General features: G+C 72.7%; 19 protein-coding genes. 9 read left to right on the top strand and 10 right to left on the bottom strand.

Going from position 1 to position 15,114, the window contains the following annotated elements:
* Positions 1 to 14 precede the first annotated feature (14 nt).
* The 3 genes from BMY07_RS18905 to BMY07_RS18895 all read right to left on the bottom strand — a co-directional run bounded on the left by BMY07_RS18905 (position 15) and on the right by BMY07_RS18895 (position 2,719).
* A complete protein-coding gene (locus BMY07_RS18905) occupies positions 15 to 377 on the bottom strand; it encodes a hypothetical protein (protein ID WP_143073548.1) in 363 nt (120 codons plus the stop codon).
* Between the two features lie 139 nt (positions 378 to 516).
* Positions 517 to 1,971 carry a sensor histidine kinase gene (locus BMY07_RS18900; RefSeq protein ID WP_281245076.1) on the bottom strand — a complete coding sequence of 485 codons (1,455 nt, stop codon included), beginning with the start codon at positions 1,969 to 1,971 and terminating at the stop codon, positions 517 to 519.
* A gap of 16 nt (positions 1,972 to 1,987) precedes the next feature.
* A complete protein-coding gene (locus BMY07_RS18895; RefSeq protein ID WP_092780115.1) occupies positions 1,988 to 2,719 on the bottom strand; it encodes a response regulator transcription factor in 732 nt (243 codons plus the stop codon).
* Positions 2,720 to 2,908: 189 nt separating this feature from the next.
* Between BMY07_RS18895 and BMY07_RS34410 the strand changes: the two genes are divergently transcribed.
* Positions 2,909 to 3,532 (top strand): hypothetical protein, encoded by a 624-nt coding sequence (locus BMY07_RS34410; protein ID WP_177215647.1) that lies wholly within the window; start codon positions 2,909 to 2,911, stop codon positions 3,530 to 3,532.
* A gap of 22 nt (positions 3,533 to 3,554) precedes the next feature.
* Here the strand turns inward: BMY07_RS34410 and BMY07_RS18885 are convergent, their stop codons facing one another.
* A complete protein-coding gene (locus BMY07_RS18885) occupies positions 3,555 to 3,842 on the bottom strand; it encodes a hypothetical protein (protein ID WP_092780111.1) in 288 nt (95 codons plus the stop codon).
* Positions 3,843 to 4,108: 266 nt separating this feature from the next.
* A complete protein-coding gene (locus tag BMY07_RS18880) occupies positions 4,109 to 4,717 on the bottom strand; it encodes an alpha-ketoglutarate-dependent dioxygenase AlkB (RefSeq protein WP_092781020.1) in 609 nt (202 codons plus the stop codon).
* 181 nt (positions 4,718 to 4,898) lie between these two features.
* On the opposite strand from BMY07_RS18880, the gene BMY07_RS18875 reads away from it, so the two are divergent.
* The 8 genes from BMY07_RS18875 to BMY07_RS18840 all read left to right on the top strand — a co-directional run bounded on the left by BMY07_RS18875 (position 4,899) and on the right by BMY07_RS18840 (position 11,226).
* On the top strand, positions 4,899 to 5,324 hold the full coding sequence (locus BMY07_RS18875; protein ID WP_143073546.1) for a hypothetical protein: 426 nt from the start codon (positions 4,899 to 4,901) through the stop codon (positions 5,322 to 5,324).
* Between the two features lie 111 nt (positions 5,325 to 5,435).
* On the top strand, positions 5,436 to 5,741 hold the full coding sequence (locus tag BMY07_RS18870; RefSeq protein ID WP_092780107.1) for a hypothetical protein: 306 nt from the start codon (positions 5,436 to 5,438) through the stop codon (positions 5,739 to 5,741).
* 160 nt (positions 5,742 to 5,901) lie between these two features.
* The gene (locus tag BMY07_RS18865; protein ID WP_218150707.1) at positions 5,902 to 6,288 is read left to right on the top strand and encodes a hypothetical protein; all 387 of its coding nucleotides are present in this window, start codon (positions 5,902 to 5,904) and stop codon (positions 6,286 to 6,288) included.
* A 215-nt stretch (positions 6,289 to 6,503) separates the two neighbouring features.
* Positions 6,504 to 6,848 carry a hypothetical protein gene (locus BMY07_RS18860; protein ID WP_092780103.1) on the top strand — a complete coding sequence of 115 codons (345 nt, stop codon included), beginning with the start codon at positions 6,504 to 6,506 and terminating at the stop codon, positions 6,846 to 6,848.
* 56 nt (positions 6,849 to 6,904) lie between these two features.
* The gene (locus tag BMY07_RS18855) at positions 6,905 to 7,900 is read left to right on the top strand and encodes a 1-aminocyclopropane-1-carboxylate deaminase (protein WP_092781017.1); all 996 of its coding nucleotides are present in this window, start codon (positions 6,905 to 6,907) and stop codon (positions 7,898 to 7,900) included.
* Between the two features lie 116 nt (positions 7,901 to 8,016).
* The gene (locus tag BMY07_RS18850; protein WP_177215646.1) at positions 8,017 to 9,198 is read left to right on the top strand and encodes a PP2C family protein-serine/threonine phosphatase; all 1,182 of its coding nucleotides are present in this window, start codon (positions 8,017 to 8,019) and stop codon (positions 9,196 to 9,198) included.
* Positions 9,191 to 10,786 (top strand): sensor histidine kinase, encoded by a 1,596-nt coding sequence (locus BMY07_RS18845; protein WP_092781013.1) that lies wholly within the window; start codon positions 9,191 to 9,193, stop codon positions 10,784 to 10,786. Before BMY07_RS18850 ends, BMY07_RS18845 begins: the two co-directional genes overlap by 8 nt.
* On the top strand, positions 10,783 to 11,226 hold the full coding sequence (locus tag BMY07_RS18840; protein ID WP_092780101.1) for a response regulator: 444 nt from the start codon (positions 10,783 to 10,785) through the stop codon (positions 11,224 to 11,226). Before BMY07_RS18845 ends, BMY07_RS18840 begins: the two co-directional genes overlap by 4 nt.
* 128 nt (positions 11,227 to 11,354) lie before the next feature.
* On the opposite strand, the gene BMY07_RS18835 is transcribed toward BMY07_RS18840, so the two are convergent.
* The 5 genes from BMY07_RS18835 to BMY07_RS18815 all read right to left on the bottom strand — a co-directional run.
* Positions 11,355 to 11,810, bottom strand: a complete 456-nt coding sequence (locus BMY07_RS18835) for a hypothetical protein (RefSeq protein WP_092780099.1) — start codon at positions 11,808 to 11,810, stop codon at positions 11,355 to 11,357.
* A 259-nt stretch (positions 11,811 to 12,069) separates the two neighbouring features.
* A complete protein-coding gene (locus BMY07_RS18830) occupies positions 12,070 to 12,378 on the bottom strand; it encodes a hypothetical protein (protein WP_092780097.1) in 309 nt (102 codons plus the stop codon).
* 83 nt (positions 12,379 to 12,461) lie between these two features.
* Positions 12,462 to 13,055, bottom strand: coding sequence for a hypothetical protein (locus tag BMY07_RS18825; RefSeq protein ID WP_092780095.1), 594 nt, complete (start codon positions 13,053 to 13,055; stop codon positions 12,462 to 12,464).
* Between the two features lie 75 nt (positions 13,056 to 13,130).
* Complete coding sequence (locus tag BMY07_RS18820) at positions 13,131 to 14,567, bottom strand: SDR family NAD(P)-dependent oxidoreductase (protein WP_092780093.1); 1,437 nt, start codon at positions 14,565 to 14,567, stop codon at positions 13,131 to 13,133.
* Positions 14,568 to 14,729: 162 nt separating this feature from the next.
* The coding region (locus BMY07_RS18815; protein WP_483860464.1) for a DUF349 domain-containing protein at positions 14,730 to 15,114 on the bottom strand (385 nt) is incomplete at its 5' end.

The raw sequence follows: 15,114 nt of genomic DNA, 5'->3' as shown, positions 1-15,114 counted from the left end.
AACTGTGCGCCCGCTCAACCGTTGCAGTGCCGGTCGCCCTCGTCGGGCGCGGTGGGCGTGCTGCCTGCTCCCGGGCTCTCGGCGTCCTTCACCGTGACGCACCGGGGGCTGGTGCCGCGCCGGAACAGCACCGACACCAGGCCGGGGGAGTCCTGCCTGCTGAACGGCCGCATGGTGCTGGTGGGCAGCCCGAGGCAGTCGTCGTTGTGGAACACCAACGCACTGCGGTTCGTGTCGTTGTCCAGGTGCCGCACGGTGAACCCGAGCTGGTAGCACCAGTCGTCGTCCGGGTTGACGATCCCCAACCCGCCGTCGAACTCGTAGTAGAGGAAGATCCCGGTCGCCGCGGCCGCTTGCGGTACCAAGGTCCCGCTCATCGCGAACCCGGTGGCCACAAGCGACCCGACTATTCGGCGAACACCTTTCACCGCAACTCCTTCCGCCGCGAACACGTCGCCGGAATTGTTGCCGCGCCCGCCGCGTGATCGCCCGAAAGACACCCGATCGTGGTGATCATCAGTGGGTGACCGCGACCGCCTCGCTCGCCGCCGGGACCTTGACGGTGAACACGGTCCGACCAGGCCCGCTGACCACGTCGACCGACCCGTGGTGCGCCGCGACCACCGCCGAGACGATGGCCAGCCCCAGCCCCGTGCTGCCCTGCGCGCGCGAGCGCGACTCGTCGCCGCGGGCGAACCGCTCGAACACCTCGGGCAGCAGTTCCGCCGGGATGCCGGGGCCGTCGTCGGCCACCGACAGCACCGCGTCCGACCCGTCCACCCGCAGCGCCACCGTGATCGTCGTGCCTGCCGGGGTGTGCGTGCGCCCGTTGGCCAGCAGGTTGGCCAGCACCTGGTGCAGCCGCGCCTGGTCGCCGACCGCCAGCACCGGCTCCGCGGGCAGTTCCAGCCGCCACGCGTGCTCGGGCCCGGCGACCTTGGCGTCGCCGACGGTGTCGAGCACCAGCCGGGACAGGTCGACCGTCTCATAGAGCAACGGGCGCCCGGAGTCCAGGCGGGCCAACAGGAGCAGGTCCTCCACCAGCGTCGTCATCCGGCGCGCCTCCGACTCCACCCGGGAGATCGCGTGCGCCACGTCCGGCGGCACCTCGTCGCCGCGGCGGCGCGCCAGCTCGGCGTAGCCGCGGATCGCCGCCAGCGGGGTGCGCAGCTCGTGGCTGGCGTCCGCGACGAACTGGCGCACCCTGGTCTCGCTGGCGTGCCGCGCGGTCAGCGCCGCGCCGATGTGGCCGAGCATCCGGTTCAGCGCCGACCCCACCTGCCCGACCTCGGTACCGGGGTCGGTGTCCGCCTTCGGCACCCGCACCGACAGCGCCACCTCGCCCCGGTCGAGCGGCAGCTCCGCGACCCTGCGCGCGGTGGCCGCCATCCGGTCCAGTGGGCGCAATGTGCGCCGCACGATCAGCACCCCAACCACGCCCGCGATGGTCAGGCCGAGCAGCGACACCCCACCGAGCACCAGGCCCGTGGTCCACAGGGTGTCCTCCAGCGCCTCGATCGGCAGCCCGATCAGCGCCACCACCCCGTTGCCCGCCTGGGTGGGCACCGCGATGAGCCGGTAGCGGCCCAGGTCGCCGAGATCGCGGTCGCGGGCGACGCCGTCCGCGGGCAGCGCGGTCAGCACCGAGTCGTACGCGGTGGTGGTCAGGTTCTCCTTGCCGGAACTGGTCTGCCGCTGCGCCGAGAACACCACGCCGTCCACGATCGCGGCGTTGATGGCGCCCAGGTCCTGGATCGGCCCGCTGCCCGGTTGCCGGTTGCGGTCGCCGGAGGGCGGTGGGCCGCCGCGGCCGAGGAACTCGGCGGCGCCCTTGCTGGCGTCGGTCAGCCGCGCGTCGAGCTGGTCGACCAGGAACGCGCGCAGGCCGACCACCGTGACCACGCCCGCGACCAGCAGCACCAGGCCGAGCAGCACCAGCTGCTCGGCGATCAGCCGCGCCCGCAGGGACATCGCCCTGCCCGGCTCCTCAGGCCGGCTTGAGGACATACCCGGCGCCCCGCATCGTGTGGATCATCGGGTCGCGGCCCGCGTCGATCTTCTTGCGCAGGTACGAGATGTAGAGCTCGACGATGTTGGCCTGGCCGCCGAAGTCGTAGTTCCACACCCGGTCCAGGATCTGGGTCTTGCTCAGCACCCGGCGCGGGTTGCGCATCAGGTAGCGCAGCAGCTCGAACTCGGTCGCGGTCAGCGTCACCGGCGCACCGGCCCGGAACACCTCCCTGGTGTCCTCGTCCAGCGTCAGGTCGCCGACCACCAGCGCGGACCCGCCGCCGGACTCGGTCACCCCGGTGCGGCGCAGCAGCGCGCGCAGCCGCAGCACGACCTCCTCCACGCTGAACGGCTTGGTGACGTAGTCGTCGCCGCCCGCGGTCAGGCCCGCGATCCGGTCCTCCACCGAGTCCTTCGCGGTCAGGAACAGCACCGGCATGCCGTCCACCTCGGCGCGCAGCCTGCGCAGCACCTCGATGCCGTCGAAGTCGGGCAGCATCACGTCGAGCACCACGGCGTCGGGCTTGAACTCGCGCGCCACGCGCACCGCTGAGGAGCCGTCGAGGGCGCTGCGCACGTCCCAGCCCTCGTAGCGCAGCGCCAGGGTCACCAGCTCGGCCAGCGTCGGCTCGTCGTCGACGACGAGTACCCGGACCGGCTGGCCGTCTGGCCTGCGCAGCTCCGGGCGGGACGAGGTGTTCACGGTCATGCCCCCGATCTTGGCCGGTGCCGTTGGGCGCTACCTGTGCCGATCCTGTGTACCACCTGTGTCCGTTTCCCTCTTGTCGCGCCCCGGGCACATAGGGGATGCCCACCCCGCGCACAGCGTGCGCACAGCCTTGATCCCGATGGTTGTCGGTACCGGGGCCACGAGGCCGCGGACGAACCAGGAGGAACCATGACGGAGCAGACCCCCCAACCGGAGCAGCAGCCCGCGGCCTGGGGCGCGCCGGTTCCGGAGCGCACCCAGCCGCGCTGGTCGTGGAAGAAGTCCGCCGTCGCCGGTGTGGTCGCCGTGGGCATCGCCGGTGCGGGCGGGTTCGCCGTCTACGCGGCCGGCGACGCCACCGCGGACAACGCGGGCGGGCGCTCCGGCGGCATGGGCGGCCCCGGCGGCGGGATGGGCGGCGGCCGCGGCGGCATGGGTGGCGCGGGCGGTGTGGCGGGCGCGCTGCACGGCGAGTTCACCGTGTCCGAGGGCGACGGCAAGTACGGCACCCGGCTGCTGCAGACCGGCGAGGTCACCGCGATCAGCGACACCTCGGTCACCGCCAAGAGCACCGACGGCTACACCAAGACCTACACGATCGACGCCAAGACGGTCCAGCAGTCCGTCGAGCAGGGCGACACCGTCACCATCGTCGCCACCACCTCCGGGGACACCGCGACCGCGACCACCATCAGCGAGCGCGGCGCGGGCGGGCCCGGGATGGGCCAGGGCGGGGCGCCGGAGGGCCGGCAGGGTGTCCCGCCGCGCCGCGAGGACGGCACCGCGCCGGAGGGCGCCCCGCCGACCGAGTGAGGCGGCCGTGGTGGGCCCGGCGTCACTTGTCGACCGGGTCCACCACCTTCGACGCGGCGGTGATGATCGACCACAGTGGACTGCGGGTGCGCTCGTAGTACACCCGCCGGTTGGCCGGTTCCCGGTGCTCGGTGAGCATCCCGAGGTCGACCAGCCTGGTCAGCTCGACCCCGCACGCGCTCTGCGCGATCACCGTCTTCGGCGGCTCCGACTGGAAGAACCGCGGCCCGGCGTGCTGGTGGATCCACAGCGCCACCCGCAACCTGCTCGGCCGCCCGAACAGCAACCGCCCGACATCCCCAGCGTCCATGTCCGCGCGCTCCCAGTGCTCTGCCGTGGGCCAGTAGTACGGGTCCAGTATCAGGAATCAAGATACCGGCGGGGACGGGCGGTGTCGAGGGCGTCGCGCGCGGTGAACGGGTCGACCGCCGGTTCCGGTGCGGCCTGCCGTGCGCCTGCACGGTCGGATGTCCGCACCGGACACCGTTCCCGGCCGGACGCCGCGCAGGCGGACCCGGGTTCGCTGCCGGACTCCTGCGCCCACCGGCTGCCGCCGTCCACCGGGAACCCCGGTGCCTACCGGACGCCGCGCGGGCGGAACTGGACGCTGACGCGGGGTCCGGTGGGGCGGCTGGTCTTGGGGACGCTGTGGTCCCAGGTGCGCTGGCACGAGCCGCCCATCACCAGCAGGTCGCCGTGGGCGAGCGGGAAGCGGCGGGACGGTCCGCCGGTGCGCGGGCGCAGCAGCAGGGGTCGGGTCGCGCCGAGCGAGACGATCGCCACGCAGGTGTCCTCAGTGGACCCGCGGCCGATCCGGTCGCCGTGCCAGGCGACGCTGTCGCGGCCGTCGCGGTACAGGCACAGACCCGCCGTGGTGAACTCGATCGGGTAAAACCGCGATAGCGCTTCCTTTGCCTCCGACAGCACCGGATTCGGCAGCGCGTCACCCTCCCGGTAGAAGGCCAGCAGTCGCGGTACGTCAACGACTGCGTCGTACATCGCGCGCCGCTCCGCTTGCCACGGCACGCCTTCCACCAATGCGGTGAACACGGCGTCTGCTCCGTGTAACCACCCGGGCAGGAAGTCCACCCACGCGCCACCGGACAGCTCGGTGCGGTGCGCCAGGGCGAGATTTCCCAGGCCGGAGCCGGAATCCAGCAGCGAGGCCTGGAACGGGACGGACATGCCCGGCAGCATACTCGAACACCTGTTCGACCTGCTGGGTTTGCGCTGGTCTGGCAGACTGGCCGCTGGTGACGTCGCACCTCACACCGGGACGAGGTTTCGCACCGCCGCGATCGGGGTACCCGCCGCCGCCCACCCGCGTCCGGCGCGCCGCGCTCCCGTGAGAGATCGAGGTACCCCCATGGCCACACCCGTCACCGAGCCGCACCCGCAAACCCCTGCCGCGCAAGGCCGTCCGCTCGCGACCGCCCCGACGAGAGTCGCGGGGGGACAGGTGCCCGGTCGCGGCCGGACCGTCCGCCAGGCGCCGAAAGCGGTCCACCCCGGCCTGCACCTGCGCGCCGCCGTCCAGCGCGTGCTGGCCGACCCCGCCGGGCCGAGCGCGGTCGCCGAGCTGATGGCCGGGTTGGCGTGGACGGCGGCGGCGGGGGAGACCTGCCTGCTCACCCGTCCGGTGGCCGACGTGCGCCGCGCCATCGCCGCGATCGCCGTCGCCGACACCCCGGCCGCGCGCGCCGCGCTCGACCACGCCGCGGCCGCCCTGCTGGACGTGCCCGCGCTCCCGGTGCCGCGCCCCGCGACCGCGTTCGAGCGCCGTTCGATCTAACGTCTTTAACCCGGACGAGTGGACCCTGCCGCTCCGAGTTCAGCCCCCGCCACCTGAGCGGGCAATCTCAGCTGACTGGCTCAACGAAGCGCCGGACCCCTGGGAGAACTCATGACACGGCAACTGGACGCACTGCCCTTCCCCGGAACCCCGTCCCCCGGTCTCGACCTCCGCCGCGCGGTCGACACCGCCCTCGCCGCACTGATCACCCCGCCGTCCGCGGCGGCGGCCCGCGCCATCGCCGACGACCTGCTCGGCGCGCTCGCCAGGACCGCCGCCACCGGCGACACCTGCCTCGTGCTCACCGCGGCCGAGGCGGTCGGCCTGGCCAGGGGCCACCTGGTGGCCGCCCGCGACATCGAGGCCCGCGCCGCCCTGGTCCGCGCCCGCGGTCTGCTCGACCGCAGGGCACCGTGACCCGCGCCGCGCCCGTGCTCCCGCGCCGGACCCCGTGACCCGACCGGGTCGTCCCGCGATCCCCCGAATATCCCCACTCACCACCGGGTACTGACGACACGTGACACCGAAGACCTCCCCGGCCGACGCCCCCGACACCGCCCACCGCCGCCCCGCCGGGGTGGACGACGCGACCGTCGAGGCGGTCGGCAAGCTCACCGAGGCGCTGGAGACCATCGAGCGCGCCCGCGGCCACCTGTACTCCTTCCACCAGCTCACCGGCGGCGCCGACTTCGAACTCGGCGAGGCGGCCGACCTGCTCGAGGCGGCGGGGCACGCCGAGATCGCGCGGCGGCTGCGCACCGAGCTCGTCGGGCGCAACGTCCTGCCCGGCCGGTGGACGTTCCAGATCGTCGAGGAGTACGACGACGGCTACTACGAGCGGGTCCGCGCCGAGGAGCGCTCGGTCCGCGACGAGCTGCTCCAGGGCAGGCGGCACGTGTTCGAGTCCGAGCTCAAGGAGTCCCGCCGCACCCGCGGCGCCGAGGGACACGAGGCCCGCCCGTGAGCCCGCCCCCGCGGTCGCGCGAGGGAACTGGCGTCACCGGACGCGCTACGGAATCCTGGTGACCATGCGGACTCACGCGCGGAACACCATGACGATGCACGGTCAACCCAGCCTCCCGGTCCGGACCGGCGAGTGCCCGGAGTGCCTCGGCTCCGGGCTGGCCCCCAACCGCAAGGACTTCTGCCCGCGCTGCGGGGGGATAGGGCAGGTGCCCCGTGCCGCCTGACCCCCCCGAGTCGCCCGACCGCACTGGCGCGCCCTGCCCGCACCAGTGCGGACCGGACGGCGTCATCCGCTGGCACCAGCCCCGACCGGACGGTCGCGGCGGGACCGAGTTCGCGCTGATGGAGCTGCCGTGCCCGGAGGGGCACGCGGGCCAGTGGCGCCACCCGGCCGCCGAGCGCGACCGGGTCGTCGACCCCGGCGCGCCCGGTACCCCCACCCGGCTGCCCTCGCTCCCGACCCGGCTGCCCGGCGCCACCGACGCGGTCAACCAGCTCCCGCCGGGGCTGGCCAAGCTCCTCACCGACATCCACCGCCGCGCGGGCCACACCGACTGACCGGCCCCGACGGGATAACCCCATCCCTAACCCCGGTACGGGGTATGGTCGAGGCCATGGCGCTGGCAGACCACCCCCGCATCCCGCTCACCTTCGGCCCCTCGCCGCTGCACCCGCTCGACCGGCTCACCGCGCACCTGGGCGGGGCGCGGATCTGGGCCAAGCGGGAGGACTGCAACTCCGGCCTCGCCTTCGGCGGCAACAAGGTCCGCAAGCTGGAGTACCTGGCGGCCGAGGCCGTCGCGACCGGGTGCGACACCCTCGTGTCCATCGGCGGCGTGCAGTCCAACCACACCAGGTCCGTCGCGGCCGTCGCCGCGTACCTCGGCCTCAAGTGCGTCCTGGTCCAGGAGTCCTGGGTGGACTGGCCGGACTCGGTGTACGACAAGGTCGGCAACGTCCAGCTCAGCCGCCTGCTCGGGGCCACTTCCCGGTTCGTCGAGGCGGGTTTCGGCATCGGGATCAAGGAGAGCTACCAGCAGGTCCTCACCGAGGTCGACCTCTCCGGCGGCAAGCCGTACCCGATCCCGGCTGGCGCGTCCGACCACCCGCTCGGCGGCCTCGGCTTCGCCCGCTGGGCCGCGGAACTGCTCGAGCAGGAACGCGCCGCGGGCGTCCGGTTCGACACCGTCGTCGTCGCCTCCGGCACCGGCAGCACCCAGGCGGGCATGGTCGCCGGGTTCGCCGCCCTCGGCGAGCGGCGCAGGGTGATCGGCGTCGACATCACCGCCAAACCGGTCGAGACCCTCGCCGCCGTGCAGCGCATCGCCCACCGCACCGCGGCCCTGCTCGACACCGAGATCACCGACGAGGTCATCCTCGACGAGCGCTACCACGCGGGCACCTACGGCATCCCCGACGAGGAGACCCTGTCGGCGATGCGGCTGGCCGCGCGCACCGAGGCCCTGATCACCGACCCGGTCTACGAGGGCAAGTCGATGGCGGCGCTGATCGACCTGGTCGGCACCGGGGAGATCCCGCGCACCGACACCGTCCTGTTCGCCCACCTCGGCGGCCAGCCCGCGATCAACGGCTACAGCGCGGTCGTCTAGGCCACCGGCGAGTCGCCGGTCTCACGTTCGGCGCGCGCCCCACGGTCACCGCACGGATCCACGGCTACGATCTGGCGACTGGGTAGACGCCCAGAGTGCCTGGAGCCGGTGTTTGTATGGATGCTGTGGTGGCGGCGCGGGACGTGGTGCGCGTCCTGCTCGTCGAGGACGACGCGGGTGACGCGCTGCTGGTCGAGGAACTGCTCGCCGATGTCGACGCCCCCGTGGTGCTGACCAGGGCGCAGAGCCTGGCCGAGGCGCAGCCGCTGCTGGCTGGCGTCGACTGCGTGCTGCTCGACCTCGGCCTGCCCGACGCGAGCGGGTTGCAGGGGCTGCGCAAGCTGGAGGAGGCGGGCGGCGGTGTCGCCGTCGTCGTGCTCACCGGCCTCGCCGACGAGCAGCAGGGCGTCGCCGCGGTCGCCGCGGGCGCCCAGGACTACCTGGTCAAGGGGCAGGTCGACGGCGACCTGCTGAGCCGGGTCATCCGCTACGCGGTGCAACGCGTGCGCAGCGAGGAGATCCAGCGGCAGCTGCGCGAGGAACGGCTCTACGCCGAGGAGAAGGCCCGCCTCGAACGCGGCCTGCTGCCCACCCCGGTGCTCTCGGACCCCCGGCTCGACCGCGACTTCACCTACCAGCCCGGCAGCCAGCGGATGCTGCTCGGCGGCGACTTCTACGACCTGGTCGAGACCGAGGACGGCACCGTGCACGCGGTGATCGGCGACGTCTGCGGCCACGGCCCGGACGAGGCCGCGCTCGGCGTCCACCTGCGCGTCGCCTGGCGCGCGCTGGTGCTGGCCGAGCGCCCGGTCGACGAGGTGCTCAGCACCATGCAGCGGGTCCTGGTGCACGAGCGCCACCTCGAGGGCCTGTTCGCCACCGTCTGCATGCTCTCGGTCGACCCCGACCGGCGCACCGCCCGGCTGCGGCTGGCCGGTCACCCGCCGCCGGTGCTGGTCGCCGAGGGCCGGGTCAGCCTGCTGGAGGCCCCGGTCGGTGTCCCGCTCGGCGTCCGGACCAAGGCCACCTGGCCGTCGACGACCGTCGAGCTGGGCGAGCGGTGGTCGGTGCTGCTCTACACCGACGGCCTGATCGAGGGCCGGATGGGCACCACCTCGGAGCGGCTCGGCTTCGCCCGCCTCGCCGAGATGGTCGGCACCCTCGCCGGGGCCGACCCGCGCTGGCGGGTCACCGTGCTCGCCGACCTCATCCGCCAGGCCTGCGCCCTCAACGAGGGCGAGCTGGTCGACGACGTCGCCGCGATGCTGCTGAGCCGGGTCGGTGACCCCGATGTCTGAGCGCGGTGCCCCCGCGTCCCGCCGGGTGAGCTCGCGCTGGCCGCTGCGGCGCTGGCTGACCCTCGCCATCGGCGTGCTGGTCCTGGTGTTCATCGGCGCCGTGGTCGCCGGGTCGCTGGCCATCGCCGGGCTCACCGAGGCGCGCACCACCATCGTCGACCGCGTCGACCCCGCCGTGCAGCACGCCCTGCGCCTGGACACCGCGCTGGTCGACCAGGAGACCGGGCTGCGCGGCTACGTGCTGACCGCCAAGGACGAGTTCCTCGAACCGTACGACTCCGGCGTCGAGCGGCAGCGCGCCGCCATCGCGAACCTGCGCCGCTCCATCGTCGTGCGCACCGACCTGCTCGACCGGATCACCTCGATCGAGACCGACGTCGAGCGCTGGCGCACCGACTACGCCGAACCCACCATCGACCGCGTCCGCGCCACCGGGGTCGGCGGCGACGCCCAGACCGAGGAGGGCAAGCGGCGCTTCGACCAGGTCCGCGCCGCGGTCGGCGGGCTGCAGCGCGAACTCGACCTGGCCCGCGAGGAGGGCAGGGCGACCCTGGCGAGCGCGGCGAGCACCCTGGTCATCGTGTGCGCCACCATCGCGATCGTGCTGCTGGTGGTGTTCCTGCTGGTCGCCGTGGTGCTGCGGGCCGCGGTGGCCGGGCCGCTGGCGCAGCTGACCGGGGGCGTGCGCCGGGTCGCCGACGGGGACTTCCAGCACGAGCTGCGGGTCACCGGGCCCCGGGAGGTCACCGAACTGGCCGGGGACGTCGACTCGATGCGCAGGCGGATCCTGGCCGAGGTGTCGGTGCAGCGCGAGGTCAACGCCGCGCTCGACGCCCGCACCGAGGACCTCAAGCGGTCCAACGCCGAGCTGGAGCAGTTCGCCTACGTCGCCTCGCACGACCTGCAGGAGCCGCTGCGCAAGGTCGCCAGCTTCTGCCAGCTGCTCGAACGCCGCTACAAGGGCCAGCTCGACGACCGCGCCGACCAGTACATCGGGTTCGCCGTGGACGGCGCCAAGCGGATGCAGGTGCTGATCAACGACCTGCTCGCGTTCAGCCGGGTCGGTCGGCACGCCCGCGACCGGGTGCCGGTGGCCGGGGCCGACCTGGTCGCGCAGGCCGAGACCAACCTGGCCGAGGCCATCGGGGAGGCGGGCGCGGTCGTCGAGGTCGGCGAGCTGCCCACCGTGCTCGGCGAGGCGCCGCTGCTGACCGCGGTGTTCCAGAACCTGATCGGCAACGCGGTGAAGTTCCGCGGCACGCAGCCCCCCGTCGTGCGGATCACCGCGGAGCGCGACGGCGAGCACTGGCTGTTCACCGTGGTCGACAACGGCATCGGCATCGAACCGGAGTTCGCCGAGCGGGTGTTCGTCATCTTCCAGCGCCTGCACGGCAAGGACGCCTACCCGGGCACCGGCATCGGCCTGGCGATGTGCCGCAAGATCATCGAGTACCACGGCGGCCGCATCTGGCTCGACCCCGCCGACGACGGCGGCACCCGCTTCCGCTTCACCCTCCCCGTCGCCGCCGACGCGACCACCCCGGCGGGTACCCTCGCCGAAACCCCCACGGAGAAGGCGCAACCATGACCGACCCCACCGACCTCAAGGTCATCGACGTCCTGCTGGTCGAGGACGACGACGGCGACGTGCTGATGACGCGGGAGGCGTTCGAGCACTACAAGATCCGCAACCAGCTGCACGTCGTGCGCGACGGCGAGCAGGCGGTCGCCTTCCTGCGCCGCGAGGGCCAGTACGCCGACGCCCCCCGCCCCGACCTCATCCTGCTCGACCTCAACCTCCCCCGCTTCGACGGCCGCCAGGTCCTCGCCGAGATCAAGGCCGACGCCGAGTTCCGCATGATCCCGGTCGTCGTGCTGACCACCTCGGAAGCGGAAGAGGACATCCTCCGCAGCTACCAACTGCACGCGAACGCCTATGTCACCAAGCCGGTGGACTTCGACCGCTTCATCGAGATCATCCGCAAGATCGACGAGTTCTTCGTGACCGTGGTGAAGCTGCCCCGCTAGCGCTTCCCGCCCGACGGACGGCGTGCGCAACGCACGCTGTCCAACCCCGTCGCCGTCGAAACTCGACCATGCCCGGCCTTCGGTCGCCCGACTTGCGGCCGGTCGATCCGGACCCGGAAGTCGACACGTCAGGTCCCGACCGCGAAACTCGCGCAGACCTCGTGCTCCTCCACCATCCGGACGATCCGCCGACCATCGGCCCAGCCGAGATCGACATCCCCGCGCTGGAACCGGAGGGCGGTGTTGCGCATCACCGTGTCCGCGTCCTTACCCGCGGCGATGTCGAGACAGGTGTTCTCCGCGTCGACCAGTGCGCTGTCCCACCGCGCGGTGGTGCTGGTCAAGGCGGGGTAGTACGTGCTGAGGTCGGCGATGAACCTGCTCTGCGCGAGCGGGCGGTCCGACAACGGGACGACGGGTGTCCGCGTGCGCGGCGTGCCGCCCGGCGACCGGGCATCGTGGTTGCCGCTGGTCGTGATCGCGATGACCATCAACGACACGCCGACCACGAGCCCGAACACGATCAGCAGGGCGATTCGCCCTCGGCGGCGGGCGGCTGGGGACGCGTTGATGATCTCGTTCACACCCTGCCGCGTCGCGGCAGGCCGAGTGGTTGTTACGCCGGGTGCGAACCGGGGTTGACTGGCTGGTTGGGTCGCCGACCCGTGCCGGCCGAGTCGGACACGGCGGGCACGGCCTAGTGGTGATGGTTGTGCCGAAGATCGACGAGTTCTTCGTGACCGTGGTGAAGCTGCCCCGCTAGCGGTGGTGTTCTCGCTGGTCAGCGGCCTGTGGCAGGCGGCTTGAGCGGGTTCGGTCGGCGTGTGTTCCGGCGCTGTTGCGTCAGCCGAGGTGGCGGGGGCGCGGGGCCACCGTGGTGCTCGGGCTGCTGCCGAACAGGCGGCGGGGGCCGAGTTTGCGCGGGCCGCGGGTGCGGCGGTGGCGGGGCTGGGGGTCGGTGGGCTCCGCGGGGCCGGGGTCGCGTCGGGAGACGAGGCTGGCGGCCAGGGCGGCTATCGCCACGCCGCCCAGGAGCATGGCTATCACGGTCCAGACCGTGGAGCCGCCCGAGTGGTAGGAGACCATCCCGCAGGCCGCGGCGCCCGCGGCGGCGAGGAACGCTTCGAGGAAGTACTTGCGCACGGTGACCACGGGCCTCTCGGTTGCTCTTACCCGAGAGGTACCCGTTCCGGCGCGGTTCACCCGTACCGGTTTCGGTCCACTGTGGATGGTGCTCATGTGTTGTTGGTCGCGCTGACGGTCAGCGACTGCGACACCGTCTTCGCGCCCTTGGGCCACACGGTGTACGTGTGCGTGGTCTTGCCCGGCGTGGTGTCGCACGGGAACGACAGCTCCAACTGGCCGGAGGCGGCGTAGTCGCTGCCGTACGAGCCGTACATCCCGGGGCTGTCGACGGAGATCGCCGCGCCGTCCGCGCCGGACACCTTCCACGCGATCACCACCGGCGAACCGGGGGACGAGAACGGGGCGCCCGGCTTGGCCAGCACCGGGCACGCCGGCTTGCTGACCACCGTGAAGCTGACGATCTTCGCGCCGGTGGTGACCGGTTTCGCCGACGTCGTCGTGGTGGTCTTGTGCGTCGTGGTCGGCTTCGCGGACGTGGTCGGCTTGCGCGTGCCGGTCGCCGCGGACGTCTCACCCGAGTCGTCGGGGGTGTCCGATTCCGAGGTGGCCGCGGTCGGCGTCGGCTTGGCGGAGGTCGTCCCCACCGTCGGCAGCGAGTCGGCCGCCTGCACCGAGGTGCACCCCACCGCGCCCGCCGCCAACACCGCTCCGATGACTAAACCACCCAGTGCCCGCTTGTTCATCGTCCCCACCCTCTCGCCCCGTCTTCTTGTCCACAAAGACGTGTTGGTGCGAAAGAGGTTGCGGCGGCAGGGGAATTACCAGGCCGAGGGCGCGTAGTCCTTCAGGAAGCAACCGAAGATGTCCTCGCCCGCCTCGCCGCGCACGATCGGGTCGTACACCCGCGCGGCGCCGTCGACCAGGTCGAGCGGGGCGTGGAACCCCTCGTCGGCCAACCGCAGCTTGGTCGGGTGCGGGCGCTCGTCGGTGATCCAGCCGGTGTCGACCGCGGTCATCAGGATGCCGTCGGTCAGCATCTCCTGGGCGCTGGTGCGGGTCAGCATGTTCAGCGCGGCCTTGGCCATGTTCGTGTGCGGGTGCCCCGGGCCCTTGTAGGCGCGGCTGAACTGGCCCTCCATCGCCGAGACGTTGACCACGTACTTGCGCCGCGCCCGCGCCGCCGCCATCGCGGGCCGCAACCTGCTCACCAGGATGAACGGCGCGGTCTGGTTGCACAGCTGCACCTCGAGCAGCTCCAGCGGGTCGACCTCGTGCACCCGCTGCGTCCAGCTGTTCACGTCGTGCAGGTCCGGCACCAGCCCACCGGCGTCGATGGCGGTGTTCGCGGCGATCCGGTCCGGGCTCGCCGACCCGGCGGTGAGGGCCAGCGCGGTCAGCGGGTGCAGCTCGTGCGGGGTGTTCTCGCCGCCGCCGATCAACGCCGCCGGGTGCGCCGCGCTTGCCGCGCCCAGGGTGATCACCTCGGGCAGCGGTCCCGGCGGCAACCGGTCGTTCTCGGCGGCGGCCAGCGGGGCGTACGCGCCGGGGGAGCGGCGGACCGTCTGCGCGGCGTTGTTGATCAGGATGTCCAGCGGCCCGCGCGCGGCGACGGTGTCGGCCAGTTCGACCACCTGGGCCGGGTCGCGCAGGTCGATGCCGACCACGCGCAGCCGGTGCAGCCAGTCACCCGAGTCCGGCATCGCGGCGAACCGGCGCACGGCGTCGCGGGGGAACCGGGTGGTGATCGTGGTGTGCGCGCCGTCGCGCAGCAGCCGCAGGGCGATGTACATGCCGATCTTGGCGCGGCCACCGGTGAGCAGCGCGGTACGCCCCGTGAGGTCGGCCCTGGCGTCGCGCTTGGACCGGTTCAGCGCCGCGCACTCGGGGCAGAGCTGGTGGTAGAAGGCGTCGACCTCGTGGTAGCGGCGCTTGCAGGTGTAGCAGGCCCGCGCCCGCAGCAGGGTGCCCGCGGTCGCGCCGGGAGCGGACGAGACGAGGGGGATGCCCTGGGTCTCGTCGTCGATCCGGTTGGGCGCGCCGGTCGCCGTCGCCGCGGTGACCGCGTCATCGGCCGCCGTGACCGCCGCCCGCCGCTCCGCCCGCCGCTGCTTGCGGACCTCCTTGAAGATCCGCGCTGTAGCCCGCCGCACCGCCACCGCGTCCGGATGCTCCGGCGGCAACCCGTCGACCTCGGCCAACACCGCGAGGCACTCCCGCAACCGCCCCGGGTCGATCCCCACGCCGTCCTCCGCCATACCCATCCCCACTTCGGTGAACCCCCACTGTAGAAGTGGCCCCCGACCGGCCGGTGCACGGCCTCACCAACGGGGTCTGAGGATGGGCATACAACTATCTGGATGGCTGGTAATGGGGCGCCCTCGACAAGGCTGGCGTCGGGGCCTCTCGCGCCGGGTGGTTCAGCAGGTTGCGTTGCTCGGCCCACCCGATGTTGTGCGGTCGTCCAGAAGTTCGGCGGCGGCGAGCCATTCGCGCCATTGGGCTGCTTGGGCCTCGGCTTGGTCGGCTCGGCGTTTGTCGCCTGCGGCCCTGGCTTTGGCGGCTTGGGTTTCGAACTGTTGGACGCGTTCGCGGAATTGGGCGGCCCTGGCCTCGGCCTCGGGGTCGGTGCGGCGCCATTGGGCGTCGGCGGCGGTGCGGACCTTGTCCTCGACGGCGCGGAGTCTGCCCTCGAGTTCGCGGATGCGTTCGCGGGGGACCTTGCCGATCTCTTCCCAGCGTTCCTGGACGCGGTGCAGTGCGGTGCGGGCGGCGTCGAGGTCGGTTGTGGTGATCTTCTCGGCC

Origin of the sequence: Actinokineospora terrae (assembly GCF_900111175.1) — a bacterium.
GTDB classification, from domain to species: Bacteria; Actinomycetota; Actinomycetes; order Mycobacteriales; family Pseudonocardiaceae; genus Actinokineospora; species Actinokineospora terrae.
Note: the sequence above shows the minus strand (reverse complement) of the source record. Positions and strands in the feature narration are given on the sequence as shown.

Excerpts from the sequence above, each read along its gene's own strand:
- BMY07_RS18905 (WP_143073548.1), bottom strand. The coding sequence starts at position 377 with ATGAGCGGGACCTTGGTACCGCAAGCGGCCGCGGCGACCGGGATCTTC.
- BMY07_RS18900 (WP_281245076.1), bottom strand. The coding sequence starts at position 1,971 with ATGTCCCTGCGGGCGCGGCTGATCGCCGAGCAGCTGGTGCTGCTCGGC.
- BMY07_RS18895 (WP_092780115.1), bottom strand. The coding sequence starts at position 2,719 with ATGACCGTGAACACCTCGTCCCGCCCGGAGCTGCGCAGGCCAGACGGC.
- BMY07_RS34410 (WP_177215647.1), top strand. The coding sequence starts at position 2,909 with ATGACGGAGCAGACCCCCCAACCGGAGCAGCAGCCCGCGGCCTGGGGC.
- BMY07_RS18885 (WP_092780111.1), bottom strand. The coding sequence starts at position 3,842 with ATGGACGCTGGGGATGTCGGGCGGTTGCTGTTCGGGCGGCCGAGCAGG.
- BMY07_RS18880 (WP_092781020.1), bottom strand. The coding sequence starts at position 4,717 with ATGTCCGTCCCGTTCCAGGCCTCGCTGCTGGATTCCGGCTCCGGCCTG.
- BMY07_RS18875 (WP_143073546.1), top strand. The coding sequence starts at position 4,899 with ATGGCCACACCCGTCACCGAGCCGCACCCGCAAACCCCTGCCGCGCAA.
- BMY07_RS18870 (WP_092780107.1), top strand. The coding sequence starts at position 5,436 with ATGACACGGCAACTGGACGCACTGCCCTTCCCCGGAACCCCGTCCCCC.
- BMY07_RS18855 (WP_092781017.1), top strand. The coding sequence starts at position 6,905 with ATGGCGCTGGCAGACCACCCCCGCATCCCGCTCACCTTCGGCCCCTCG.
- BMY07_RS18850 (WP_177215646.1), top strand. The coding sequence starts at position 8,017 with ATGGATGCTGTGGTGGCGGCGCGGGACGTGGTGCGCGTCCTGCTCGTC.
- BMY07_RS18845 (WP_092781013.1), top strand. The coding sequence starts at position 9,191 with ATGTCTGAGCGCGGTGCCCCCGCGTCCCGCCGGGTGAGCTCGCGCTGG.
- BMY07_RS18840 (WP_092780101.1), top strand. The coding sequence starts at position 10,783 with ATGACCGACCCCACCGACCTCAAGGTCATCGACGTCCTGCTGGTCGAG.
- BMY07_RS18825 (WP_092780095.1), bottom strand. The coding sequence starts at position 13,055 with ATGAACAAGCGGGCACTGGGTGGTTTAGTCATCGGAGCGGTGTTGGCG.
- BMY07_RS18820 (WP_092780093.1), bottom strand. The coding sequence starts at position 14,567 with ATGGCGGAGGACGGCGTGGGGATCGACCCGGGGCGGTTGCGGGAGTGC.